This is a genomic window from Actinomadura sp. NTSP31 (genome assembly GCF_041951385.1).
GTDB lineage: Bacteria > Actinomycetota > Actinomycetes > Streptosporangiales > Streptosporangiaceae > Spirillospora > Spirillospora napierensis.
Genome location: NZ_JBGNUT010000034.1, coordinates 64,149 through 87,867, shown reverse-complemented (window position 1 = coordinate 87,867; position 23,719 = coordinate 64,149). Strand labels below are relative to the sequence as shown.

The window sequence follows — 23,719 nt, the reverse complement described above, 5'->3', positions numbered from 1 at the left end:
TCACCGGCGCGGCGGGCCGGTCAGGTCCCCTGCTCGGGCGCGGGCTTCATGACGTGGAACGGCACCCCGAACGGGTCCCGCACGGCCGCGGACCGGCCGTAGGGGCTGTCGGCCGGCCCCGAGTCGACCGTGCCGCCGCCCGCGGTGACCTTCCGGACCGCCTCGTCGGCGTCCTCGACCGCGAAGTAGGTCGTCCAGGACGGGACGCGGGTCCGGCCGTTGCCGAGCAGCATGTCGGCGCCGCCGAGGATGCCGCCGATGTAGCGGCCGTCCGCGGCGCGCTTCAGCACGGTGTAGTCCATGTCGCCCGGCATCGGCTCCGGCTCGTAGCCGAACACCGCCTGGTAGAAGTCCGCGGCCGCCTTGGCGTCGGGGGTGACCAGCTCGTTCCAGACGAACGAGCCCGGCTCGTTCACGATCCCCGAACCGTGGTGGTCGCGCCCCTGCCACAGGCCGAACTGGCCGCCCTGCGGGTCCCTGACGATCGCCATGCGGCCGATGGTCATCACGTCCATGGGCGGCACGACGACCTCGCCGCCCGCGTCCGCGGCGCGCTTGGCGATCCCGTCGCAGTCGTCCGCGGCGATGTAGACGGTCCACCAGTACTCGTCCGGCCGGTCCTCGGGGTTCTGCATCATCCCGGCCACCGGCACGCCGCGCAGCTTGCACTGGTTGTAGTGGCCCGCCTCCGCCCCGGCGTCCTCGAACTGCCAGCCGAAGAGGGTCCCGTAGAACGTCCTGGCCCGGTCGAGGTCCGGAAGGCCGATGTCGAGCCAGTTCGGTGTGCCCTCCGGCACGTTGCTCGTGACCTGCGTCATCCGACTCACACTCCCTTGTGCAGGGGCCTCGCGGCCCCGGCGTCCTGCGTCGCCCGCCGTACCTCCATCCTGGCCCCGGGCAGGCCGTTCACACATCGGGCCGCGCCGGATCGGCATGGCCGGGAGCGGCCTCCGCTTCACGTACACTGGAGTGATGGTTTCGCTCCCGAGTTGACAGGCCGCCCAGCGCGCCCCGGTCGGATGGACCGCGTGGCGCGCTGTTTCGTGCGCCTGTCCATCGAGCCGTCCGTCAGGGGAGCCCTGTCACTGTGATCATCGCGAAAGACATCGAACTGCGCGCCGGGTCCCGGCTGCTGATCGAGTCCGCCTCGTTCCGGGTCAACCCCGGCGACCGGGTGGGCCTCGTCGGCCGTAACGGCGCCGGCAAGACCACCCTCACCAAGGTGCTGGCCGGGGAGGCGATCCCGGCGCAGGGCGGCGTCACGTCCTCGGGCACCATCGGCTACCTCCCGCAGGACCCGCGCGGCGTCGACCTGGACGAGCTGGCGCGCGACCGCATCCTGTCGGCGCGCGGGCTGGACGAGGTCGTCCGCAAGCTGCGCGCCGCCGAGGAGGCGATGGCCACCGCGACCGGCGAGGAGCGCGACAAGGCCGTCCGCCGGTACGGGCGGCTGGAGGAGCGGCTGCACGTGCTCGGCGGGTACTCCGCCGAGGCCGAGGCCGCCTCGATCGCCTCCAGCCTGGGCCTGCCCGACCGGGTGATGGGGCAGCCGCTCGGCACCCTGTCGGGCGGCCAGCGGCGCCGCGTCGAGCTGGCCCGGATCCTGTTCTCCGGCGCCGACACGCTGCTGCTGGACGAGCCGACGAACCACCTGGACGCCGACTCGATCGTCTGGCTGCGCGACTTCCTGAAGTCCCACCAGGGCGGCCTGGTGGTGATCAGCCACGACGTCGACCTGCTGGGCGTGGTGGTCAACCGGGTCTTCCACCTGGACGCCAACCGCAGCGTGATCGACGTCTACAACGTCGGCTGGAAGAAGTACCTCGACCAGCGCGAGACCGACGAGCGGCGGCGCAAGCGCGAGACGGCCAACGCGACGCGGCAGGCCACGGCGCTGCTGTCGCAGGCCGACAAGATGCGCGCGAAGGCGACCAAGGCCAAGGCGGCGCAGCAGATGGACCGGCGGGCCCGGCAGCTGCTGGCCGGCGTCGAGGGGGAGCGGCAGGCCGACAAGGTGGCCAAAATTCGCTTCCCGGACCCGGCACCTTGTGGCAAAACCCCCCTTACCGCCGAAGGTTTGTCGAAATCGTACGGATCTTTGGAGATTTTCACCGACGTGGACCTGGCCATCGACCGGGGCAGCCGGGTCGTCGTGCTGGGCCTGAACGGCGCGGGCAAGACGACCCTCCTGCGCATGCTGGCCGGGGTCGACAAGCCCGACACCGGCACCGTCGTGGCCGGCCACGGGCTGCGCATCGGCTACTACGCCCAGGAGCACGAGACGCTCGACGTGGAGCGGTCGGTGCTGGAGAACATGCAGACGGCCGCACCCGGCCTCGCGCCCGTCGAGGTCCGCAAGATCCTGGGCTCGTTCCTGTTCTCCGGCGACGACGTCGACAAGCCGGCGGGCGTGCTGTCCGGCGGCGAGAAGACCCGGCTGGCACTGGCGATGCTGGTGGTGTCGAGCGCCAACGTGCTGCTGCTCGACGAGCCCACCAACAACCTCGACCCGGCCAGCCGCGCGGAGATCCTCGGCGCGCTGCGCACCTTCGCCGGAGCCATCGTCCTGGTGACCCACGATGAGGGTGCGGTGGACGCGCTGCGGCCGGAAAGAGTGATTTTGCTGCCGGATGGTGTCGAAGACATCTGGAGTGACGAGTTTGCCGATCTGGTGGCACTTGCGTGACCTGCAGGGTGCCTTCCGCAGATCTTTTCTGGCCGAGTGGGTAGCCGAACGCGCGGGAATGACTGATCATGGCGGGGGATAACGCAGCGGTCACCACATCACTACGGGAGGTACTCGTGGCCGAGACCCTCAAGAAGGGCACCCGCGTGACCGGTGCCGAGCGCGACAAGCTGGCGGCGGACCTCAAGAAGAGGTACGACTCCGGCGAGAGCATCCGCGCCCTGGCAGCCGCCACCGGCCGCTCGTACGGCTTCATCCACCGGATCCTCACCGAGTCCGGAGTCAACCTGCGCGGTCGCGGCGGCGCGACCCGGGGCAAGAAGTCCTGACCGGACGAAGGTCCCGAACGGACCCGGGTCCCGAACGGACGCAGGTCCCGGACGGACGACGGCCCCCGGATGAGCGCACCGCCTGATCCGTCGCCGCGGCCCACCGAGTAGGGTTCGGTCGCGGCGGCGGGCAGGTCGGGTTCCGCCCCGTGGACGGCGGGGCGGGCCCGCCGCGCTCGTCGGAAGGGGAACGTCGATGGCGGACGCGAGGGTCGGCAGCGGGCCGGAAACGGCCACCGGGCCCACCGGGGCCGGGCCGGCCGGGGAGCGGCCGCTCCAGGAGCGGCTGGCCGAGGCCGGGCTGCGGCTGGAGGTCGACGGCGCGGTCGCGACCGTCACGCTGAACCGGCCGGAGCGGCGCAACGCCATGACGTTCGCCACCTGGCGCGGCCTGGCCGCGATCGGCCGGTCACTGCCGGACGGCGTGCGGGTGGTCGTGCTGCGCGGCGCCGGCCCCTCGTTCTCGGCGGGCATCGACCTGTCGATGTTCTCCGGTGACGGCGAGGGCTTCGCCGACGGCTCCGACGCCGAGGCCACCGACCGGTTCATCGCCGAGCTGCAGGAGGGCTACACCTGGCTGCGGCGCCCCGAGATCGTCACCGTCGCGGCGGTGCACGGCCACGCGATCGGCGGCGGATTCCAGCTCGCGCTGGCCTGCGACATCCGCGTCGCCGCCGACGACGTGAAGTTCTGCATGAAGGAGCCCGCGCTCGGGCTCGTCCCCGACCTCACCGGCACCAAGCCGCTGGTGGAGATCGTCGGCATCGGGCGCGCCCTCGAGCTGTGCCTGACGGCGCGGACGGTCCACGCCGAGGAGGCGGCCCGACTCGGCCTCGCCGAGATCGTGGTGCCGCGCGACGGCCTGGACGCCGCGGTCGACGGCCTGGTCGCGTCCCTGCTCGCGGTGAACCCCGGTGCCGCCGTGGCCACGAAGCGGCTGCTGTGGGAGGCCCCCGAGAACACCCTCGAGCAGCAGTGCGCCGCCGAGCGCCGCGAGCAGGCCGGCCGCCTCCGCGACCTGTTCGGCAAGTAGCCCTCACGCCCTCCTCCCGCCGGCCCCGCCCGCGTCATCGCCGACCTGCGGCGGGTCGCCGTTATGCGTCCTGCCATGACGGCGACCCGCCGCGAGTGAACGTGGTCGGTCAGCCGAGGGCCTCGCGGCCGCCGCGGGCGAGGGGGAGGTCGACGCGGCTGGCGCCCGTCCTCATCGTGACCTCGGTGCCGGTCGGGTAGCGCAGCGTGTAGTCGTGGTCGGTGGACAGCACGATCACGCCGAGCCGGTGGCCGGCCTTGACGGTGTAGTCGGTCGGCTGGAGGTCCCAGCGGAACGCGTAGGTGCGTCCCGGCGTGATCGGGTCGGTGCGGCTGAAGCTGTTCCGGTTCCGCGCGTCCAGCCAGCCCCTGGTGATGATCTTGTACGGGGCCGTCTGCATGGCGAGGGCCTGCCGCGTGGTGCAGCCCTCGTCGCCCGGGACGCTCTGCCCGTAGCAGACCTTCTGCCCGGTATCGACGCGGGCGCCGGTCGGGCGGCTGTCGGTGCCGTAGTCCACCAGGAGCGCCGTCAGGTAGGGCGAGCGGCCGTCCAGGGACGCGCGCAGCGACACCGACGGCGTGCCGTCGATCCGGACCGGCCGGTCCAGCGTCCCGGTGAGGTAGGCGAGCCGGTTCGGATCGGCCTGCCCCTCGTTGGCCAGCAGGTCCTCGGCGGTACGGGTCTTGCCCTCGTCGGTGAACGACTGCGTCACGCCGTGCCCGGGGCGCAGGCCGAGCGTGCCCGGCTGCCCGGACGAGCCGGCGTTGAGGCTGACCGGGACGGTGCGGGTGCCGGGGACCGGCCAGTCCTTCGCCGTCTCCCACGTCCCGTCCGCGTGCTCGATGTCGACGCGCGGCTCCTTGTCGACGCCGTTGCGGATGCCGTAGAGGTACCGGTCGAACCAGTGGAGCGTCTGCCGCAGCCACTCCTCCACCCGCCAGCGGAACGGCGTGGAGTGGTTGCCCTGGTGCAGCCAGAGCTTGCGCGGCACGCCCGCCTTCTTCAGCGCGTTCCACCACTGGACGGAGTTCTTGAGCTTGACGTTCCAGTCGTTGAGCCCGTGCACGACCATGACGGCCGCGTGCACGTTCCGCGCCTGGCCGACGTAGTCGCGCTCGGCCCAGACCTTGCCGTAGTCGCCGGTCTCGCGGTCCTGGGTGGCCTCGATGTCGTCGATGACCTGCTTGCAGACCTCGGGGTTCTTCCGGGTGAGCACGGCCTTGGCCAGCACGTCCAGGTCCTCGCCCTGGTAGCCGCCGGGCGCGACGACGCCGCCGCCCGCGCGGTAGTAGTCGTACCAGCTGCTGATCCCGGCGATCGGGACGATGGCCTTCAGCCCCTCGACGCCGGACGCGGCGGCCATGTTCGGCAGCGTCCCGTCGTAGGACTGGCCGATCATGCCGACGTTCCCCGTCGACCAGGTGGCCTTCACCGGCGTGCCGTCCGGCGCCCAGCCCTTGGCGCGGCCGTTCAGCCAGTCGACGGCGGCCTTGGCGCCGGCCTGCTCGCTGCGGTCCCCGGACGTCGGGCAGCCGGTCGAGCCGCCCGTCCCGATGCTGTCGAGGTCGGCGACGGCGTACCCGCGCGGCAGGAAGTAGTTGTCGTAGTAGCCCGGGAACATCTCGGCGAGGTTCCGCTGGGTGGTGGTCAGCGCGCGGGCCCGCGCGTCGCCGATGTCCACCGGGTGGTTCGGGACGTCGTTGATGCCGGCCCAGTACGGGCTCGGCTCCATGATCGTCGGGACCCTGAGGCCGGCGGTGTCGGTCTCCTTCGGCCGCATGATCCGCAGCTGGACGCGGTCGCGCACGCCGTCGCGGTCGCTGTCGGCGGTGGTCTCGATGTTCACCGTCTGGGTGACGGCGTCGGCGCGGGAGAACACCGGCTGCGTCTCGCCGCCGCTGACGGTGAGCCGGTGCGGCGGCGCGGCGGGCGCGGATCCCGCGGACGCGGCCGCGGCGGGCAGGGCGGTGGCGAGCAGCGCGGCGGCGGTGGCCAGTGCGGCGGCACCCGCGCCCGCTCGTGGCGGGCGCATGCGCGGGCGCTGTGGTGAGCGCTGGGGCACGGGGGCTCCTGGGGGGTGAGAGCCTGAAGTTGTTGATCACATTAACCACCGGTTCGGCCGGGAAGTCCAGAGCCGTTACGCCGTGAGCGGAGCCGGGAAGGGCGGCGGCCGGGCGCGCGTTGTGCCCGCCGGATACTGAGATGCTTACTTGATTACGTTTCACGCGCGCCCATCCCGTGCCGGGCGCGCGGCGACCCCTCGGAGGCACTAGTGGGCATGCCGGGAATGCCGGGCAACGGCTGGCAGGTGATGGCCTCGTTCCGCCGCGACGAGTCGGTCACCCAGCAGCGGCTCAAGCCCGGCACGTTCAAACGGATCGCGGGCTACGCCCGTCCCTACACCCGCGACCTGGTCCTGTTCCTCGGGCTCAACGCGCTCGGCGCGGTGGTCGTCGTCGCCAACCCGCTGCTGCTCAAGTCGATCATCGACACCGGCATCGGGCACCACCGGCAGAACCTGGTGATCTGGCTCGCCGTCGCGGTGGCCGGGCTCGCCCTGATGGACGCCGTGCTCGGGCTGGCGCAGCGCTGGTACTCCGCGCGCATCGGCGAGGGCCTGATCTACGACCTGCGCAGCCAGGTGTTCGGGCACGTCCAGCGCCAGCCCGTCGCGTTCTTCATGCGGGCCCAGACCGGGTCGCTGGTCAGCCGGCTCAACAGCGACGTCATCGGGGCGCAGCGGGCGCTCACCACCACGCTGTCGTCGGTGGTCTCCAACGTGATCAGCCTGGTCCTGGTGCTGGTCACGATGATGATCCTGTCCTGGCAGGTGACGCTGATCGCGCTGCTGCTGCTCCCGGTGTTCATCCTGCCGGCCAAGTGGGTCGGCAAGCGGCTGTCGCGGATCAGCCGCGAGCAGATGGTGCTGGACGCCGAGATGAGCTCGCTGATGACCGAGCGGTTCAACGTCGCGGGCGCCATGCTCGCCAAGCTCTACGGCCGTCCCGCCGAGGAGGAGGAGAACTTCTCCGCGCGCGCCGCGCGGGTCCGCGACATCGGCGTCGTCTCCGCCATGTACGGGCGGGTGTTCTTCACCGGCCTGACGCTCGTCGCCGCGCTCGCCACCGCGATGGTCTACGGCGTCGGCGGCTACCTGGTGGTGGACGGCAGCTTCCAGCTCGGCACGCTCGTCGCCCTCGCCACCCTGCTCACCCGGATGTACGGGCCGCTCACCGCGCTGTCGAACGTCCACGTGGACGTCATGACGGCGCTGGTCAGCTTCGACCGCGTCTTCGAGGTGCTCGACCTCAAGCCGCTCATCCGCGACCGCGAGGGCGCCCGCACGCTGAGCGCGGCGCGCGAGAGCAGCACGGCGAACCTGGTCAAGGGCAACGGGCACGCCGCCGCCCGGCGGGACGCCCCGGCGGTCAGGTTCGAGCACGTCCGCTTCGCCTACCCGGCGGCGGACGAGGTGTCGCTGGCGTCGCTGGAGTCGATCGCCCGCGTCGACCACGCCCCCGGCAAGGAGGTGCTGCACGACGTCGACTTCACCGCCGAGCCCGGGCAGCTCGTCGCGCTGGTCGGGCCGTCCGGCGCCGGCAAGTCGACGATCACGCACCTGGTGTCGCGGCTGTACGACGTCTCGGACGGCGCGGTGAAGATCGGCGGCGTCGACGTCCGCGACGTCACCCTCGACTCGCTGCGCGCCGAGGTCGGCGTGGTCAGCCAGGACGCGCACCTGTTCCACGACTCGATCCGCGAGAACATGCGCTACGCCCGCCCGGACGCCACCGACGGGCAGATCCTCGCCGCGCTGGACGCCGCGCAGATCGGCGGCCTGATCGCGGGCATGCCCGAGGGCCTGGACACCGTCGTCGGCGACCGCGGCTACCGGCTGTCCGGCGGCGAGAAGCAGCGGCTGGCGATCGCGCGGCTGCTGCTGAAGGCGCCGTCGGTGGTGGTGCTGGACGAGGCGACCGCGCACCTGGACTCCGAGTCCGAGGCCGCCGTCCAGGAGGCGCTGCGGACCGCGCTGGCCGGCCGCACCTCGCTGGTGATCGCGCACCGGCTGTCCACGATCCGGGAGGCCGACCAGATCCTGGTGATCGAGGAGGGCCGCGTCGCCGAGCGCGGCCGGCACGAGGAGCTGCTGCTGGAGGGCGGCCTGTACGCCGAGCTGTACCGCACCCAGTTCTCCCACCAGAAGGACGAGGAGCGGGCCACCGAACCCCTGGGCGCCGAGTAGCCCCTCCGTCAGGTGTCGGTGCTGAGGCGGTAGCCGAGCCGCTGCAGCTCCGTCCCGGCGACCTTCTCCACCTGGGCGAGCTGCCGGGGCGTCAGGCGCTCCCGCCAGGCGCCGACACCGTGTTCGGCCTCGCCGGACTCCGGGGCGGCGCGCGAACCCGCCCGGACCAGGCCGGACAGGGCCGTCTTCGACACGTCCGCGTCCAGGTACCGCGACACCTCGGCGGCGACCCGGCGGGGCCGGGCGGCCAGGTCCTCGTACCGGACGGTGAACAACTGCTCCTCGGGGACCTGCTGCCGCAGCCGGGCGCTGAGCCGCACGGACCCGCGCCACCGCAGCGCGCATTTCACCGCCGTCGCCGCGCGCGGCCAGCGGTTGCGCTCGGTGTGGTCCTCGACCCCGAAGAACGGGTTCGGGAACACCGTGTCGAGGTTGGCGAGCCCCGGCTTGAACCAGGCCAGGCACCGTTCGTCGGCGAGCATGTCGGCGACCGCGTCCCGGCCGTCCCGGATCACCTGGACGAGCTGGGCGTCGGGGAAGGCGTCCAGCAGCACGTCGGCGCTGTAGATCAGGTCGGGGGAGGCGTCGGCGTACCGGGAGATGCCGCGCGGCTGCACGCACGGCCCCTCGGCGTCGCCGTCGTGCACCGGCCGGTCGCGCAGCACCGCGGGGCGCGGCGGCAGCCCGGCCAGCTCCCGGCACTCGTCCGGGCATTCCGCGCAGGCCCGCGCGGAGATCTGCCAGGCCTCGGCGTAGGCGTCCCGGATCACCCGCGCGGCGCCGGCCCCGCGCTCGGTCGCGATGGCGGGCCGCCGCGCGAAGGCGTACACGACGCGCAGCACGCCGGGACGGCCGGTGGTGAGATGGAACCCGGCGGACCGCTTGAGGGCGCGCGCGACGAGATCGGCACCCGAGTGCGGCGCGCCCAGGATGAACACCGGGCGGTGGACCTTGGTGCCGTTGATCACCAGGATGTGCGGCGTCGACCTCATACCCGGCCAAGTTTGTCACCTTTTGGAAGCCGGTCGGGCCGTGACGCACCGTAGCGGCCGCCCGAAACCGGGACGCGGCCCGATCGCCCGGCCCCTAACCTTGAGGAATGGACGCACCCCTCACGCTCGCCGGGCTGCTGCCGGAGGCGGCGGCGATCACCGTCCTCACCGGCGCCGGGATCTCCACCGACAGCGGCATCCCGGACTTCCGCGGCCCGCAGGGCGTCTGGACCAAGGACCCCTCCGCCGAGGCCATGTCCACGATCGGCGCCTACATCGCCGACCCGGAGGTGCGGCGCCGCTCCTGGCGCGCCCGCCTCGACCACCCCGCCTGGGACGCCGAGCCGAACGCCGCGCACGCCGCCCTCGTCGAACTGGAGCGGGCCGGCCGGCTGCGCGCGCTGATCACCCAGAACATCGACGGGCTGCACCAGCGGGCCGGGTCCGGCCCGGACAAGGTGATCGAGATCCACGGCACCATGCGCGACGCGGTCTGCCTGTCCTGCGGCCTGCGCACCCCGATGCCGGAGGTCCTCGCCCGGGTCGAGGCGGGCGAGGACGATCCGCCATGCGTCGAGTGCGGCGGCGTCCAGAAGTCCGCGACGATCTCGTTCGGGCAGGCGCTGGAGCAGGACGTGCTGGACGCGGCGATCACCGCGGCCCGCTCCTGCGACCTGTTCCTGGCGGTCGGCACCTCGCTGACCGTCCAGCCCGCCGCCGGGCTGTGCCTGGAGGCCGTCGACCACGGCGCCCGGCTGGTGATCATGAACGCCGAGCCGACGCCCTACGACGGGCTCGCGGACGCGGTGCTGCGCGAGCCGATCGGGGCGTCGCTGCCGCGGCTGGCCCGCATCGCCCTCGGCACCGGGCGGTGATCCGTTGGCGGGTCGTGACCGGGCGCCTCTTCCACTGGCGGCCGGATCCTGACAAGCTCTATCCGTCGCGGTGCGAGGAGGGATCGGGTTGATGAGCGGGGGCGCCCGCGCGGAGGGGGGCGAGGGGCCGTCCGACGCGCCCGCCGCAGGCATGCCCGGCGAAGGGGCGGCACAGGGGGAGATCCGCAGGTACGCGCGGTTGCGCCCGGGAGACCGGGTCGCCGTCGTCGCGCCCAGCGGGCCCGCGGAGCCGGCCCGGCTGGAGGCGGGCTGCGCGGTGCTGCGCGACCTCGGCCTCGACGTCGTGGTGGGCAAGCACGCCCTCGACCGGGTCGGCCTCGGGGCCCGGGAGCCGGTCCGCGACGACTGGCACCGCCTCGCCGGCACCGACGCCGACCGCGCCGCCGACCTGCAGGCCGCCTGGTGCGACCCGCGCGTGCGCGCGGTGGTCTGCGCCCGCGGTGGCTACGGCGCCACCCGCGTGCTCGACCACCTCGACTGGGACGCCCTCGCCGCCGCGACGCGGGCGCCCGGGGCCGGGCCGAAGATCCTGCACGGCTCCAGCGACATCACCGCGCTGCACGCCTGCTTCGGCGCCCGGCTCGGCGTCACCACCTCGTTCGGCCCGATGCCCGCCGGGATGATCGCCGACCTCGGCGCACCCGAACCGGACGGCGCGCCGCACCCGGACGGCGGCCCCGAGCCCGACCGGGCCGGCGCCCTGGACGGCCTGCGAGCGGCGCTGTTCGGCGGTACCGTGGCGCTGCCCGGCACGCACGCCCTGCGCCCGGGACGCGCCGAAGGGCCGCTCACCGGCGGCACCCTCACCCTGGTCACCGCACTGCTCGGCACCCCGTACGCTCCGCCGCCCGCGAAGGGCCGCATCGTTTTCCTGGAGGACGTCACGGAGGCGCCGTACCGGATCGACCGGATGCTCGTCCAGCTGCTCCAGGCCGGCTGGCTCGACGGGGCCGCGGGCTTCGCGCTCGGCTCGTGGGAACGCTCCGGCGACCCCGCCGAGCTGGACGCCGTGCTCGCCGCCCGGCTCGGGCCGCTCGGCGCGCCCGTCCTCGCCGGGGTGCCCGCCGGGCACGGCCCCCGGCAGGGCACCCTCGAGCTCGGCGCGCCCGCCGTGCTCGAGGCCCGCGATCCGGCCGGTGATCTGAACCCCGGGCCGGGCGGCGGCGTACTGACCCTGGAAGCGCCGGGAGGTGTGCGATGAGCGGCCGGCACGCCCGTCCCGACCCCTGGGACGACGGAACACTCGACTCGCTGCTGGTACTGGTGGCCGAGAGCCTCGGCTACGCCTGCAGCCGGGCCCCCGGAGAGGTGATGCTGCTGGAGGGCGCCAACCGGCTGCACGTCAGCATGCGCGACCTGCGGCAGCTGGCCCGGCTGGTGCCGCGCGACGACTGGCCGGCGCTGGTGTCCGACCACGTCACCACGATCGTCACGGCGATCGAGGAGCCCCTCGACCTCAGCGACTTCGACCTGGCCCAGCACCTGCTGCGCACCCGGATCTACCCGGCCGAGGCCGACAACGGCGCGCTCGCGGCCCGGCCGTTCGCGCCGGGGCTGATCGAGGCGGTCGTGGTCGACACCCCCACCACCGTCCGGACCGTCACCACCGACGAGATGAACGGCTGGCCGGTCTCCGGCGACGCGCTGTTCATGCTGGGCCGCGCCAACGTCCGCGCGGACGGGCCGCTCCAGCTCGACGAGCAGGACCTCGGCGGCGTCCGGGTGTCGGTGCTGCACGGCTGGACGTTCTACGCCGTCACCCACCTGGCGTGGCTGGAGGAGTACCTGCCGATCGGCCCGCACGGCGCGCTGGTCATCGCCCCCAACCGCAGCCTGATCGTCGCGCACGCGCTGCGCATGTCGGAGGTCCACCCCCGGGCCCGCTACCGCGCCGCCGTGGCCGCGGCGATCGAGCTGCAGGCGCAGGCGCACCGCGCCTACGAGGAGGGGCCGGGCTCGCTCAGCCCGCACCTGTACTGGTGGCGCGCGGGCGAGCTGACCTATCTGGAGACCCGTTACGAGGGCGACTCGCTCGTCCTGCCGCGCGACTTCACGTCCGTGCTGGCCACATCCGCCGCGGAGTACTGAGAGTGAAGATCGTCATCACGCCCGACTCGTTCAAGGGCAGCCTGTCCGCGGCGCAGGTGTGCGCCGCGGCCGAGGCCGGGGCGCGGCGCGCCGCGCCCGGCGCCGAGGTGGTCGCCGTGCCGATGGCCGACGGCGGCGAGGGCACCCTCGACTGCTTCGTGGCCGCGCGCGGCGGCGACCTGGTCGAGGTCGCCGCGACCGACCCGGTGGGGCGCCCGGTGAAGGCGGCCTACGCGCTGTCGGGCGACGGCCGGTCCGCCGTCGTGGAGCTGGCCGCCGCGTCCGGGCTGCCGCTGGTCGAGGACGTCCCGCCCGACCCGCTGGGCGCCGGCACGGCCGGCACCGGCGAGCTGATCGCCGACGCGGTCCGGCGCGGCGCGCGGGACGTGCTGGTCTGCATCGGCGGCAGCGCGAGCACCGACGGCGGCGCGGGGCTGCTGCGCGCGCTCGGGGTGCGCTTCCTGGACGCGTCCGGCGCGGAGCTGCCGCCCGGCGGCGCGGCCCTGGCCCGGCTCGCCGCGATCGACGACTCCGCAGTCCCGGGCGCGGTGCGCGCCGCGCGGTTCCGGGTCGCCTGCGACGTCACCAACCCCCTGGTCGGCCCGGACGGCGCCGCGGCCGTGTTCGGGCCGCAGAAGGGCGCCGACCCCGGCCAGGTCCGTGAGCTGGACGCGGCGCTCGCCCGGTTCGCCGACGTGCTCGCCGACCGGTTCGGCGTCCGCGTCCACGACCTGCCGGGCGCCGGCGCCGCGGGCGGCACCTGCGGCGGCCTCGTCGCCGTGCTGGGCGCCGAACCGTCCGCCGGAGCCGAGCTGGTGGCCACGGCCGTGGGCCTGCGCGAGGCGCTGGACGGCGCCGACCTGGTGATCACCGGGGAGGGCCGGGTGGACGGCCAGAGCGCCGGCGGGAAGGTGGTCTCCGCCGTCGCCGCGCTGGCGAAGGAACGGGCGATCCCCGCCGTCGCGCTGGCCGGCGGCGTCACGGGACCGCTGGACGAGCTGCACGGCCTCGGGCTCACCGCCGCCTTCGGTATCGCCGACGGCCCGCGCACGCTGGACGCGCTCAAGGCCGAGGCCGCGCCGCTCCTGACCGCTCTCGCCGAGCAGGTCGTCCGCCTCGCCACGGCGCGCTGACCCTCCGGGCCGGGCCCGGCGGCGCCGGCGTCAGGCGCACGCCGGTTCGGGCTCCGGCTCGGCGGCGGGCTCCGGGGCGTCCGGGGCGTCGATCCGCAGCACGGGCAGGAAGACGTGCGCCAGCGGCCCGATCGCCACGGCGTACAGCACGGTCCCGAGGCCGACCGTGCCGCCGAGCAGCCAGCCGGCCGCGAGGACGCCCAGTTCGATCCCGGTGCGCACGATCCGGATCGAATGCCCGCGCGCGGCGAGGCCCGTCATCAGGCCGTCGCGCGGGCCCGGCCCGAGGCCGGCGCCGATGTAGCAGCCGGTGGCGAACCCGCCGGCCACCACGCCGAGCACCAGGAACGTCCAGCGGGCGGCGAGCGCGTCCGGGCTCGGCAGCAGCCACAGGAACAGGTCGGCGAAGGCGCCGACGAGCAGCACGTTGCTGATGGTGCCGAGGCCGGGCCGCTGCCGCAGCGGGATCCAGGCCAGCATGACCACCGCCCCGGCGATGATGATCCAGGCGCCGATGGACAGCCCGAACCGGCGGGACAGGCCCTGGTGGAAGACGTCCCAGGGGTCGTTGCCGAGGCGTGAGGACACTTGCAGCGCGATCCCGAGGCCGTACAAGGCCAATCCCGCGTACAGCTGAAGGAGGCGCCGCGCCATCAGGGCCATTTCCCGCTCCCGTTGAAGTCCGGTCTGGTTGCGGGTCTATCCTGCGGAGAAGTGGCCTTGTAGGGAAAGGGCCAATATGCGAAAGTGGTCTGTGTGAGCATGCGTTACGTCAGCGGCACCCAATTGGCCCGGTTGCTGGGCGACGTCCCGCGCGAGCGCCCCGTCTACGCCGCGCTGGCCCGCGCCGTCCGGACCCTCGTCCTGGACGGCCGGCTCGCGCTGCGCACCCGGCTGCCCGCCGAACGCGACCTGGCCGCCGCGCTCGGCGTCAGCCGCACCACCGTCACCGCCGCCTACGACCGGCTGCGCGCGGAGGGCTACGTCGAGAGCCGGCAGGGCGCGGGCAGCTGGACGGCGCTCCCGCCGGTCCGGATGTCGTCCGCGGAGCCGCCGCCCGCACCGCCGCCCGGCGGCCGGTACGGCATGACCCACCCGGTGCCCGACGACCCCGCGTTCGTCGACCTCGGCTGCGCCACCCCGGGCGCCCCGGAGATCTTCAACGAGGCCGTCGCCGCCGCCGTGGACGAGCTGCCCCGCTACAGCGGCGGGCCCGGCTACGAGCCGGCCGGACTGGCCGGGCTGCGCGAGATGATCGCCGCCGGGTACGAGGCGCGCGGCGTGCCGACCCGGCCCGACCAGATCGTCGTCACCACCGGGGCGCAGCACGCGTTCACGCTGCTGACGCAGACGCTCGTGGAGCCCGGCGACCCGGTGATGGTGGAGCGCCCGACCTACCCGCACGCGCTGGGCGCGCTGCGGCGCCGCGGCGCCCGGCTCGTCCCGGTCGGCGTGAACGAGGGCTGGGACATGGAACTGGTCGCGGGCAGCATGCGGCAGGCCGCCGTCCGGATGGCCTACACGATCGCCGACTTCCACAACCCGACCGGCCACCTGATGTCGGCGGACGACCGGGCCGCGCTGGTCGACGCGGCCCGCCGCGCGGACGCCTTCGTCGTCGTCGACGAGACCTTCGCCGACCTGGCGCACGACCCGGACGCGCCGCGGCTGCCGCCGGTCGCCGCCTACGACACCGGCGGGCGCGTCGCCACGATCGGGTCGGCGTCCAAGCTGATGTGGGGCGGGCTGCGCATCGGCTGGATCCGCACCACGGGCCCGCTGGCCCGCCGGCTGGTGCTGGCCCGCGAACCGTTCGACATGGCCAGCCCGGTGCTGGACCAGCTGATCGTCCGGGAGATGCTGCTCCGGGTCGAGGAGGTGCGGGCCGAGCGCGCCGCGACCCTGCTGCGCAACCGGGACGCGCTCGCCGCCGCGCTGCGGGAGCTGCTGCCCGGCTGGGAGTTCCGGCTGCCGGACGGCGGCATGTCGCTGTGGGCGCGCCTGGACGCGCCGGTCGCCACGATGCTCGCCGAGGCCGCCGAGCGCCTCGGCGTCAGGGTCGTCGCGGGCCCGGTCTTCGGGGTCGACGGCGTCCTGGAGGACTACGTCCGGCTGCCCTACGTCCTCCCGCCCGCCACCCTGCGGGGCGCGGTCGAGCGGCTCGCGCTGGCCTACCGCGAGGTCCAGGCGGCCCCGGCCCCCCGCCCGCTGCCCGCCTACGTGTAGTTTGCAGGGCCCTTGGCGTCAGGCGCCAGAGCGCCTTCCTTCGATGGGCCCTGCGGCGATCGCCGCATCGCTTCGACTCGGCCCTGGGGGCCTCGCTGCGCGATCAAGTTTTCGCGAGCTCGAACTTGGCTTCGCCCGCGATCGCTACGGTCGGGGTTCTGCGGGCGCGGGGGCAGGGTCTGCTCTTCGTCGGCCTTGTTACGGCGCTCGTTGGATGTAGTCGACCAGGTGCTCGCGTTCGCTCTCCAGTTCGTCGATGGCGCTCTTGACGACGTCGCCGATGCTGACGATGCCGGCCAGCCGCCCGCCGTCCAGGACGGGGACGTGCCGGAACCGGTTGTCGGTCATGGTGCGGCGCAGGTCCTCGACCTTGTCGGCGGGGCCGCAGGTGCGCACCTCGGTGGTCATGATGTCGGAGACGGCCTGGTCGAGCAGTGCCGCGCCGCGGTCGTGCATGCGCCGCACGACGTCGCGCTCGGTCACGATGCCGGCGATGGACGCGCCGTCCGGCGACACCACCGCCGCCCCGATGTTGTGCTCGGCCAGGACGGCGAGCAGCCGCCGCACGGTGGCGTCGGGCGTCACCGTCGCCACCGCGTCTCCCTTCCTCCGCAGGATGTCGCGAATCCGCATGCCTCACGCTCCGGTGCCGGTGTCGGACCCGCGGCGGTCGTCCGCCGGGGGGTTCGTTCCTGACAAGGTCGCATGGTTCGGCGTCCGGGAAAACCCCGGCACGGTACATCATTTCCGGACCGGCGCCGGGCCGGTGACGCGCCGGGGGATGCCCGGCGCGTCCTGACACGTCGTGTTCACCCGACCCCGGTCCGTGGAAGTGGATCACCGGTCACGTAGTGTGGTCTCTTGATCACTCAGTGAACGCCGTCCGAAGGTGACCAGGGAGCCCGCCGTGCCCGTTTCCCGCATCGTGATCGTGGGCGCCGGCTTCGCCGGCTACAACACCGCCCGCACGCTGGAGCGCCTGCTCCGGCCCGCCAAGGCCGAGATCGTCATGATCGCGCCGTTCGGCTACACGCTGTACCAGCCGCTCCTGCCCCAGGTGGCGGGCGGGCTGCTGGACCCGCGCGCCATCGCCGGGCCGCTGCACCGGCTGCTGGGCCGCACCCAGCTGCTGCCCGGCAAGGCGCGCGGCGCCGACCTGCACGAGCGGGTCATCGACGTGGAGAAGATCGACGGCACGAAGGTGTCGCTGCACTACGACCGGCTGGTGCTCGCGGCCGGCAGCGTCACCCGGACGTTCGACATCCCCGGGCTGAAGGAGCACGCGCACGGGCTGAAGAACCTCGCCGAGGCGGTCTACCTGCGCGACCACGTCATCGCGCAGCTGGAGCTGGCCAACGCCAGCATGGACGCGGCGGAGCGGGCCGCGCGGCTGGGGTTCCTCGTCGTCGGCGGCGGCTACTCCGGCGTGGAGACCTGCGCGAACCTGCAGCTGCTCACCACCAAGGCGCTGCGCCGCTTCCCCCGGCTGGACCCGGCGCTGCTGACCTGGACGCTGATCGACATCGCGCCGAAGCTGCTGCCCGAACTGGGGGAGCGGCTCGGCCGGGACGCGATGCGGCTGCTCGGCCGGCGCGGCGTCGACATCCGGCTCGGCACCACGCTGGAACGGCTGGAGCCGCACTGCGCGCACCTGACCGACGGCACCACGCTGCCGTGCCGCACCGCGATCTGGACGGCCGGCGTGACGCCGAGCCCGGTGATCTCCACGCTGAACCTGCCCACCGACCGGGGCCGCGTCAAGGTCGGCGCGGACCTGCGGCTCGCCGGCTTCCCCGAGGTGTTCGCGGTCGGCGACGCGGCCGCCGTCCCCGACCTGGTGCGCGGCGGTGACGCGACGTGCCCGCCGACGGCGCAGCACGCCGTCCGGCAGGCGCGTGTCGCCGCCCACAACGTCGCCGCGTCGCTGCTCGGCCACGAACCGCGCGAGTACCGGCACAAGGACCTCGGCCTGGTGGTCGACCTCGGCGGCGCGCAGGCGGTCGCGCGGCCCTTCGGGAAGGAGCTGACCGGCGTGGTCGCCCAGGCCGTCACGCGCGGCTACCATCTGGCGACGGTCCCGTCGATGTCGGCGCGGGCGCGGGTGCTCGGCCAGTGGCTGATCCACGCGGCGGCCGGCGACGACCTGATCCGGCTCGGGCTGCTCGACCCGCGCACCAGCAGCCTCGTCGACGTCGAGCACAGCTTGTGACGAGGGCGCTGCCTATGCTGCGGGCACCGTTCCCGGCGGCCGCGCCGGCGAGGCGCCGCGCGGCGGCGGCGCTGGCCGCCGCGCTCACCGCCGGGACGGCGGCCGGCTGCGCGTCGGGCGCCTCGGGGAGCCGCGTCGTGAACCTGTACAACGCGCCGCAGGAGAGCATCGGCGCGATCGCCTCCCGGTGCAACCGGGAGGCGCGCGGCCGGTACCGGATCGTGGTCAACACCCTGCCGCGCGGCGCCGACGACCAGCGCGAGCAGCTGGTCCGGCGCCTCGCCGCCCGCGACTCCGGGCTGGACGTCCTCGGCCTCGACGTGACGTGGACCGCGGAGCTCGCCGAGGCCGGCTGGATCCGCGAGTGGACCGGCCGGTACGCGCGGGAGGCCCGCGAGGGCACGCTGCCCGGGCCGCTCGGCACCGGGACCTGGCAGGGCAGGCTGTACGCGGCGCCCTACAACACCAACGTCCAGCTGCTCTGGTACCGCTCCGACCTGATGCCCGACCCGCCGTCCACCTGGGCCGGCCTGGCCAAGGAGTCGCAGCGGCTCGCCGCCGCGGGCCGGCCGCACTACGGCGAGGTGACCGGCGCGCAGTTCGAAGGGCTCGTCGTCTGGTTCAACAGCCTCGTCGCGTCCGCCGGGGGGCGCATCCTCAGCCCCGACGGCCGCCGGGTCGACCTCGGGCCGTCCGCGCTGACGGCGCTGCGGACGATGCGGCAGTTCGCCCGGTCCGCCGCCGCCGACCCGTCGATGTCCAACACCAAGGAGGACGACGCGCGGCTGGCGGTGGAGTCCGGACGCGGCGCCTACGAGATCAACTGGCCGTTCGTGTACGCCTCGATGGCCAAGATGAAGCCCGGGCTGCTGAAGAGGTTCAGGTGGGCGCCCTACCCCGGCATCACCGGGCCGGGCCGGGCTCCGCTCGGCGGGGCGAACTTCGCCGTCAGCACCTACTCCGCCAAGCCGGACGCCGCGTTCCAGGCCGCGCTGTGCCTGCGGGACCGGCGCAGCCAGCGGACCGCCGCCATCCAGGACGGGCTCCCGCCGGCGATCGAGTCGGTGTACCGCGCGCCCGGCATGGCGAAGGCCTACCCGATGCGGCAGGCGATCCTGGACGCGCTGAGGACCGCCGCCCCCCGCCCGCTGACCCCGACCTACCAGAACGTGTCGACGGTGTCCGCGGAGACGCTGTCGCCGCCGTCGTCCATCGACCCGCCCCGCACGCTGGGCACGCTGCGGGGCCTGATCGAGGACGCGTTGCAGAGCAAGGGGGTGCTTCCATGAACGAGGAGCTGAGCGGCGCGGAGGCCATCCCGGCGGTGCGCCGGCCGGCGGCCGAGGCGAGCGCCAACCGGCGGTCGGAGCGGCGGCTCGGCTGGATGCTGTGCGCGCCCGCCGCCGTGGTGATGGTGGCCGTCACCGGCTGGCCGATCGTGTACTCGGTGCTGCTGTCGCTGCAGCGCTTCGACCTGCGCTTCCCCGCCCGCAAGGCCTGGATCGGGGTGGACAACTACGCGACCGTGCTGAGCAGCTCGTTCTGGTGGAACGCGTTCGCCGTCACGGTGCTCGTCACCGTCGTCAGCGTCGCGGTCGAACTGGTCCTCGGCATGGTGATCGCGCTGGTGATGTACCGGACGATCGTGGGCCGCGGGCTGGTCCGGGCCGTGGTGCTCATCCCGTACGGGATCGTCACCGTCGCCGCCGCCTACGGCTGGAAGTACGCCTGGACGCCCGGCACCGGGTTCCTGACCCGGCTGCTGCCGGCCGGGTCGGCGCCGCTCACCGACCATTTCCCGGCCATCGGGATCGTCATCCTCGCGGAGATCTGGAAGACGACCCCGTTCATGGCGCTGCTGCTGATGGCGGGGCTGGCGCTGGTCCCCGAGGACGCGCTGAAGGCCGCGTCGATGGACGGCGCCACGGCCTGGCAGCGCTTCACCCGGATCACGCTGCCGCTGATGAAGCCCGCGATCCTGGCCGCGCTGCTGTTCCGCACGCTGGACGCGTTCCGGATCTTCGACGACATCTTCGTGCTCACCAACGGCGCGCAGAACACCAGCTCGGTGTCGCTGATCGCCTACCACAACCTGATCGGCGGGCTGAACCTCGGCATCGGCTCCACCATGTCGGTGCTGATCTTCGTCGCCGTCGCACTGATCGCGTTCGTGTTCGTCAAGGTGCTCGGCACGAGCGCGCCCGACGGGGGGAGGCGCTGATGGACCGGACCGCGGGCGGCATCACCCGCTGGAGCGTCGTCAACCTGCTCGTCCTGCTGTACGCGCTGATCCCGGTGGTGTGGATCGCGTCGCTGTCGTTCAAGGACCCGTCGACCTTCACCGACGGCACGTTCTTCCCGACCAGGTGGACGTGGCGCAACTACCGGGGCATCTTCGACAACGCCGACTTCGTGCGCGGGCTCGGCAACTCGATCGGGATCGGGCTGGTCTCCACCGTGGTCGCCATCGCCATCGGCACGATGGCGGCGTACGCGGTGGCGCGGCTGGACTTCCCCGGCAAGCCGCTGGTGCTGGGCCTGTCCCTGCTGATCGCGATGTTCCCGCAGATCTCGCTGGTCACCCCGCTGTTCGAGATCGAGCGGTCGCTCGGGCTGTTCGACACCTGGCCGGGCCTGATCCTGCCGTACATCACCTTCGCGCTGCCGCTGACCATCTACACGCTGTCGACGTTCTTCAGGGAGATCCCGTGGGATCTGGAGAAGGCCGCCAAGATGGACGGCGCCACGCCCTTCCAGGCGTTCCGGCTGGTCATCGTGCCGCTGGCGACGCCGGGCGTGGTGACGACCGCGATCCTGGCGTTCATCGTGTGCTGGAACGACTTCCTGTTCTCGATCTCGCTGACGTCCTCCAGCCGGGCCCGGACCGCGCCGGCGACGATCTCCTTCTTCACCGGCTCCTCGCAGTTCGAGAACCCGACCGGGTCGATCGCCGCGGCCGCCATCGTCATCACGATCCCGATCGTGGTGTTCGTGCTGGTGTTCCAGCGCCGGATCGTCGCCGGTCTGACGTCCGGCGCGGTGAAGGGCTGAGGGGGCGCGATGGCTGAGATCGTTCTGTCCGGGGTGACCAAGCGCTACCCCGACGGCACCACCGCCGTGCAGGACCTGGACCTGACGATCGCCGACCGGGAGTTCATCATCCTGGTCGGCCCGTCCGGCTGCGGGAAGTCGACCACCCTGAACATGATCGCGGGGCTGGAGGACATCAGCGAGGGCGAGCTGCTGATCGACGGCCGGCGGGTCAACGACCGGGCGCCGCGCGACCGCGACATCGCGATGGTGTTCCAGTCCTACGCGCTGTACCCGCACATGACCGTCCGGGAGAACATCGGCTTCCCGCTGCGGCTGGCCCGGATGGACAAGGCGGAGGCGAACGCCAAGATCGAGGAGGCGGCGCGGATCCTGGCGATCGAGCCGTTCCTGGACCGCCGGCCCGCGCACCTGTCGGGCGGGCAGCGGCAGCGGGTCGCGATGGGGCGCGCGATCGTCCGCAACCCCAAGGCGTTCCTGATGGACGAGCCCCTGTCGAACCTGGACGCCAAGCTGCGGGTGCAGATGCGCACGATGATCTCGCGGCTGCAGAACCAGCTCGGCACCACCACCGTGTACGTCACCCACGACCAGACCGAGGCGATGACGCTCGGCGACCGGATCGTGCTGATGCGGCGCGGGGTCGTCCAGCAGGTGGGCACTCCCGAGGAGCTGTACGACCATCCGCACAACCTGTTCGTGGCGGGGTTCATCGGCTCGCCGGCGATGAACTTCCTGCCCGCCGAGGTCGCCGGCGGCGCGCTGCACTCGGTGCTCGGCGAGATCCCGCTGTCGGAGCGGATGCGGCGGGCGCTGGCGGCGCACCGCTCGCCGGGCCGGGTCGTGCTGGGCGTCCGGCCGGAGGCGTTCGCCGACGCCCGGCTCGACCGGCGCGAGGGGGACGGCGGCCGGCTCACCTTCGGCGGGCGCGTGGAGATCCTGGAGTCGCTCGGCGCGGAGAAGCTCGCCTACATCGACCTGGAGCCGGGCACGACGGTCGACTCCGAGCACCTCGAGGACGCCTTCCAGGGCCACTCGCACCGGCACGCGCAGATCGTCGCGCGCCTGGACCCGAGGTCCGGGGCGGGCGAGGGCCGCATGCTCGAACTGGAATACGACCCCGAGTCGATCCACCTGTTCGAGCCGGAGACCGGCCTCAACCTCACCGAGAACGCGTGACCCCCTCCGTCCCGCCCGCCGGTCAGGGGGCGAGGAGGGCGCGGAGGGAGCGCAGGGCGGGGGTGAGGAGGCGGCCCGCCGGGGAGGCGTGGGCCAGGGCGGCGCGGGCGGCGTTGGCTCCGCAGCCGCCGTGCACGCCGCCGCCCGGGTGCGCGGACGCCGATGCCAGGTAGAGGCCGGCGACGGGCGTCTCGGCGCGGCCGAGGCCGGGGACGGGCCGGAACACCAGCTGCTGGTGGATCATCGCGGTGCCGCCGTTCAGCGCGCCGTTCACCAGGTTGGCGTTGTGCTCGGCGAACGCGGGAGGGGCGATGATCCGGCGGGCGGCGACGCGGTCGCGGAAGCCGGGCGCGAGGCGCTCGATCACGTCCTCGACGCGGCGGGCCATGGCGTCCTGCTCGCGCCCGTCCCAGGCGCCGGTGATGCCGTCGGGACCGGCGTCGCCCTTCACCCGGTGCGGGACGTGCGTGTACGCCCACACCGACTCGGTGCCGGCGGGGGAGCGCGCGGGGTCGGCGGTCGTCATCTGGCCGAGCAGCGCGAACGGCTCGGACGGGACGCGCCCGGTGGCGATCTGGCCGCTGTAGTCGGTCATGGCGTCCATGCCGGGGGACAGGTGGACGGTCCCGGCCCGCGCCGCGTCCGGCGACGCCCAGGGGATCGGCCCCGACAGCGCCCAGTCGACCTTGAAGGTGGCGTGGTCCCAGGTGAAGCGGCGCATGTCCGCGCGCAGCGAGGCCGGCAGGTCGGACCAGCCGACCAGGCCGCCGTACAGGGCGGGCGCCGAGACGTCCGCCAGCACCGCCTTCGCGGCCCGCACCGGCTCGCCGGACGCGGTCCGCACCCCGAGCGCCCGCCCGTTGCGCACGATCACCGACGAAACGGGCGTGCCGCACCGGACCCGCCCGCCGCGCGCCTCCAGCCGCCGCACGAGCGCGGCGGTCAGCTCGCCCGCGCCGCCCTCCGGCACCGGCCACCCGTGCCGCTGCCCGATCATGGCGAGCAGCCAGCCGAACACCGAGCCGCCCGTGCTCTCCGGGAACATGTCGGTGTGCAGCGCCGACCCGGCGAGCAGCAGCGGCCCGCCGGGTCCGGTGAACTCCTGCTCGCCGAGGGTCCGGACGGGCGCCAGCAGCGAGCGCAGGACGCGCAGCCCGCCCGCCCGCCGCGCGGCCGCCGCCAGCGGCGGCGCGGCCTTGACCGGAGGGAACGGGGTGAACAGGGCGCGCAGCACCTCCTCGCCCATCTCCTCCCACAGCTCCCACAGCCGCAGCCACGCCTCGCCGTCGCCGGCGCCGAGCGCGTCGAGGCTCGCGGCCGTCGCGTCGGGGTCGCGTTCCAGCACGGCGCAGCGCCCGTCCGGCAGCGGGTGGGCCAGGACCGCCGGCGCGTGCTTCCAGCGCAGCCCGTGCTGCTCCAGGCCGAGCCCCCGCATCACCGGCGACGCCACGCCCAGCGGATAGAACGCGCTGCACAGGTCGCTGACGTAGTCGGGGTGGACGCCCCGGTCGCTGCGCACCGCGCCGCCCGGATCGGGCTGCGCCTCCAGCACCAGGACGTCCCAGCCCGCGTCGGCCAGCAGGTTGGCCGCCACCAGCCCGTTGGGCCCCGCGCCGACGACCACGGCGTCCGCCATCTCGCACCGCCTCCC

General features: G+C 73.8%; 20 protein-coding genes. 14 read left to right on the top strand and 6 right to left on the bottom strand.

The window, feature by feature from the left end:
* Positions 1-20: 20 nt before the first annotated feature.
* Positions 21-818: a VOC family protein gene (locus ACA514_RS39990; protein ID WP_375046514.1), complete on the bottom strand. Its 798-nt coding sequence runs from the start codon at positions 816-818 to the stop codon at positions 21-23.
* 269 nt (positions 819-1,087) lie between these two features.
* Here ACA514_RS39990 and abc-f point away from each other — a divergent pair, with 269 nt between their 5' ends.
* From abc-f to ACA514_RS39975, 3 genes are all read left to right on the top strand, one after another.
* Positions 1,088-2,686, top strand: a complete 1,599-nt coding sequence (abc-f, locus tag ACA514_RS39985) for a ribosomal protection-like ABC-F family protein (protein ID WP_375046513.1) — start codon at positions 1,088-1,090, stop codon at positions 2,684-2,686.
* Between the two features lie 116 nt (positions 2,687-2,802).
* Entirely contained in the window at positions 2,803-3,015 is a 213-nt protein-coding gene (locus tag ACA514_RS39980) for a helix-turn-helix domain-containing protein (RefSeq protein WP_021596738.1), read from the top strand.
* Between the two features lie 196 nt (positions 3,016-3,211).
* Positions 3,212-4,048: an enoyl-CoA hydratase/isomerase family protein gene (locus tag ACA514_RS39975; RefSeq protein ID WP_375046512.1), complete on the top strand. Its 837-nt coding sequence runs from the start codon at positions 3,212-3,214 to the stop codon at positions 4,046-4,048.
* Positions 4,049-4,157: 109 nt separating this feature from the next.
* Here the strand turns inward: ACA514_RS39975 and ACA514_RS39970 are convergent, their stop codons facing one another.
* Positions 4,158-6,080 (bottom strand): Xaa-Pro dipeptidyl-peptidase, encoded by a 1,923-nt coding sequence (locus ACA514_RS39970; RefSeq protein ID WP_375046511.1) that lies wholly within the window; start codon positions 6,078-6,080, stop codon positions 4,158-4,160.
* 255 nt (positions 6,081-6,335) lie between these two features.
* On the opposite strand from ACA514_RS39970, the gene ACA514_RS39965 reads away from it, so the two are divergent.
* The gene (locus ACA514_RS39965) at positions 6,336-8,294 is read left to right on the top strand and encodes an ABC transporter ATP-binding protein (protein ID WP_375046549.1); all 1,959 of its coding nucleotides are present in this window, start codon (positions 6,336-6,338) and stop codon (positions 8,292-8,294) included.
* A gap of 8 nt (positions 8,295-8,302) precedes the next feature.
* Here the strand turns inward: ACA514_RS39965 and ACA514_RS39960 are convergent, their stop codons facing one another.
* Complete coding sequence (locus ACA514_RS39960; RefSeq protein WP_375046510.1) at positions 8,303-9,286, bottom strand: sulfotransferase; 984 nt, start codon at positions 9,284-9,286, stop codon at positions 8,303-8,305.
* A gap of 107 nt (positions 9,287-9,393) precedes the next feature.
* On the opposite strand from ACA514_RS39960, the gene ACA514_RS39955 reads away from it, so the two are divergent.
* From ACA514_RS39955 to ACA514_RS39940, 4 genes are all read left to right on the top strand, one after another.
* Positions 9,394-10,161 carry an NAD-dependent deacetylase gene (locus tag ACA514_RS39955; RefSeq protein ID WP_375046509.1) on the top strand — a complete coding sequence of 256 codons (768 nt, stop codon included), beginning with the start codon at positions 9,394-9,396 and terminating at the stop codon, positions 10,159-10,161.
* A 91-nt stretch (positions 10,162-10,252) separates the two neighbouring features.
* A complete protein-coding gene (locus ACA514_RS39950; protein ID WP_375046508.1) occupies positions 10,253-11,383 on the top strand; it encodes an LD-carboxypeptidase in 1,131 nt (376 codons plus the stop codon).
* The gene (locus ACA514_RS39945; RefSeq protein WP_375046507.1) at positions 11,380-12,270 is read left to right on the top strand and encodes a hypothetical protein; all 891 of its coding nucleotides are present in this window, start codon (positions 11,380-11,382) and stop codon (positions 12,268-12,270) included. Before ACA514_RS39950 ends, ACA514_RS39945 begins: the two co-directional genes overlap by 4 nt.
* Before the next feature lie 2 nt (positions 12,271-12,272).
* Positions 12,273-13,403, top strand: coding sequence for a glycerate kinase (locus ACA514_RS39940; RefSeq protein WP_375046506.1), 1,131 nt, complete (start codon positions 12,273-12,275; stop codon positions 13,401-13,403).
* 30 nt (positions 13,404-13,433) lie between these two features.
* Here ACA514_RS39940 and ACA514_RS39935 read toward each other — a convergent pair whose 3' ends face one another.
* On the bottom strand, positions 13,434-14,066 hold the full coding sequence (locus ACA514_RS39935; RefSeq protein WP_375046505.1) for a YitT family protein: 633 nt from the start codon (positions 14,064-14,066) through the stop codon (positions 13,434-13,436).
* Between the two features lie 99 nt (positions 14,067-14,165).
* On the opposite strand from ACA514_RS39935, the gene ACA514_RS39930 reads away from it, so the two are divergent.
* Positions 14,166-15,629, top strand: coding sequence for a PLP-dependent aminotransferase family protein (locus ACA514_RS39930; protein ID WP_375046548.1), 1,464 nt, complete (start codon positions 14,166-14,168; stop codon positions 15,627-15,629).
* 198 nt (positions 15,630-15,827) lie between these two features.
* On the opposite strand, the gene ACA514_RS39925 is transcribed toward ACA514_RS39930, so the two are convergent.
* Positions 15,828-16,262 (bottom strand): CBS domain-containing protein, encoded by a 435-nt coding sequence (locus ACA514_RS39925; protein ID WP_375046504.1) that lies wholly within the window; start codon positions 16,260-16,262, stop codon positions 15,828-15,830.
* Between the two features lie 274 nt (positions 16,263-16,536).
* Here ACA514_RS39925 and ACA514_RS39920 point away from each other — a divergent pair, with 274 nt between their 5' ends.
* The 5 genes from ACA514_RS39920 to ACA514_RS39900 are packed head-to-tail and all read left to right on the top strand — an operon-like array spanning position 16,537 to position 22,068.
* Complete coding sequence (locus tag ACA514_RS39920; RefSeq protein ID WP_375046503.1) at positions 16,537-17,838, top strand: NAD(P)/FAD-dependent oxidoreductase; 1,302 nt, start codon at positions 16,537-16,539, stop codon at positions 17,836-17,838.
* 14 nt (positions 17,839-17,852) lie between these two features.
* A complete protein-coding gene (locus tag ACA514_RS39915; RefSeq protein WP_375046502.1) occupies positions 17,853-19,127 on the top strand; it encodes an ABC transporter substrate-binding protein in 1,275 nt (424 codons plus the stop codon).
* Positions 19,124-20,059 carry a carbohydrate ABC transporter permease gene (locus ACA514_RS39910; RefSeq protein WP_375046501.1) on the top strand — a complete coding sequence of 312 codons (936 nt, stop codon included), beginning with the start codon at positions 19,124-19,126 and terminating at the stop codon, positions 20,057-20,059. The genes ACA514_RS39915 and ACA514_RS39910 overlap by 4 nt, the downstream gene beginning before the upstream one ends.
* Positions 20,059-20,889, top strand: coding sequence for a carbohydrate ABC transporter permease (locus ACA514_RS39905; RefSeq protein WP_375046500.1), 831 nt, complete (start codon positions 20,059-20,061; stop codon positions 20,887-20,889). Before ACA514_RS39910 ends, ACA514_RS39905 begins: the two co-directional genes overlap by 1 nt.
* Before the next feature lie 9 nt (positions 20,890-20,898).
* The gene (locus ACA514_RS39900) at positions 20,899-22,068 is read left to right on the top strand and encodes an ABC transporter ATP-binding protein (RefSeq protein ID WP_375046499.1); all 1,170 of its coding nucleotides are present in this window, start codon (positions 20,899-20,901) and stop codon (positions 22,066-22,068) included.
* Between the two features lie 22 nt (positions 22,069-22,090).
* Here the strand turns inward: ACA514_RS39900 and ACA514_RS39895 are convergent, their stop codons facing one another.
* Positions 22,091-23,704: a phytoene desaturase family protein gene (locus ACA514_RS39895; RefSeq protein WP_375046498.1), complete on the bottom strand. Its 1,614-nt coding sequence runs from the start codon at positions 23,702-23,704 to the stop codon at positions 22,091-22,093.
* Between the last annotated feature and the right edge of the window lie 15 nt (positions 23,705-23,719).

What these genes read in the sequence shown, in the direction of transcription:
- ACA514_RS39945 (WP_375046507.1), top strand. Translation starts at nt 11,380, where the DNA reads ATGAGCGGCCGGCACGCCCGTCCCGACCCCTGGGACGACGGAACACTC.
- ACA514_RS39915 (WP_375046502.1), top strand. Translation starts at nt 17,853, where the DNA reads ATGCTGCGGGCACCGTTCCCGGCGGCCGCGCCGGCGAGGCGCCGCGCG.
- ACA514_RS39930 (WP_375046548.1), top strand. Translation starts at nt 14,166, where the DNA reads ATGCGTTACGTCAGCGGCACCCAATTGGCCCGGTTGCTGGGCGACGTC.
- ACA514_RS39990 (WP_375046514.1), bottom strand. Translation starts at nt 818, where the DNA reads ATGACGCAGGTCACGAGCAACGTGCCGGAGGGCACACCGAACTGGCTC.
- ACA514_RS39910 (WP_375046501.1), top strand. Translation starts at nt 19,124, where the DNA reads ATGAACGAGGAGCTGAGCGGCGCGGAGGCCATCCCGGCGGTGCGCCGG.
- ACA514_RS39970 (WP_375046511.1), bottom strand. Translation starts at nt 6,080, where the DNA reads ATGCGCCCGCCACGAGCGGGCGCGGGTGCCGCCGCACTGGCCACCGCC.
- ACA514_RS39925 (WP_375046504.1), bottom strand. Translation starts at nt 16,262, where the DNA reads ATGCGGATTCGCGACATCCTGCGGAGGAAGGGAGACGCGGTGGCGACG.
- ACA514_RS39960 (WP_375046510.1), bottom strand. Translation starts at nt 9,286, where the DNA reads ATGAGGTCGACGCCGCACATCCTGGTGATCAACGGCACCAAGGTCCAC.
- ACA514_RS39955 (WP_375046509.1), top strand. Translation starts at nt 9,394, where the DNA reads ATGGACGCACCCCTCACGCTCGCCGGGCTGCTGCCGGAGGCGGCGGCG.
- ACA514_RS39905 (WP_375046500.1), top strand. Translation starts at nt 20,059, where the DNA reads ATGGACCGGACCGCGGGCGGCATCACCCGCTGGAGCGTCGTCAACCTG.
- ACA514_RS39975 (WP_375046512.1), top strand. Translation starts at nt 3,212, where the DNA reads ATGGCGGACGCGAGGGTCGGCAGCGGGCCGGAAACGGCCACCGGGCCC.
- ACA514_RS39935 (WP_375046505.1), bottom strand. Translation starts at nt 14,066, where the DNA reads ATGGCCCTGATGGCGCGGCGCCTCCTTCAGCTGTACGCGGGATTGGCC.
- ACA514_RS39950 (WP_375046508.1), top strand. Translation starts at nt 10,253, where the DNA reads ATGAGCGGGGGCGCCCGCGCGGAGGGGGGCGAGGGGCCGTCCGACGCG.
- ACA514_RS39895 (WP_375046498.1), bottom strand. Translation starts at nt 23,704, where the DNA reads ATGGCGGACGCCGTGGTCGTCGGCGCGGGGCCCAACGGGCTGGTGGCG.
- ACA514_RS39900 (WP_375046499.1), top strand. Translation starts at nt 20,899, where the DNA reads ATGGCTGAGATCGTTCTGTCCGGGGTGACCAAGCGCTACCCCGACGGC.
- ACA514_RS39965 (WP_375046549.1), top strand. Translation starts at nt 6,336, where the DNA reads ATGCCGGGCAACGGCTGGCAGGTGATGGCCTCGTTCCGCCGCGACGAG.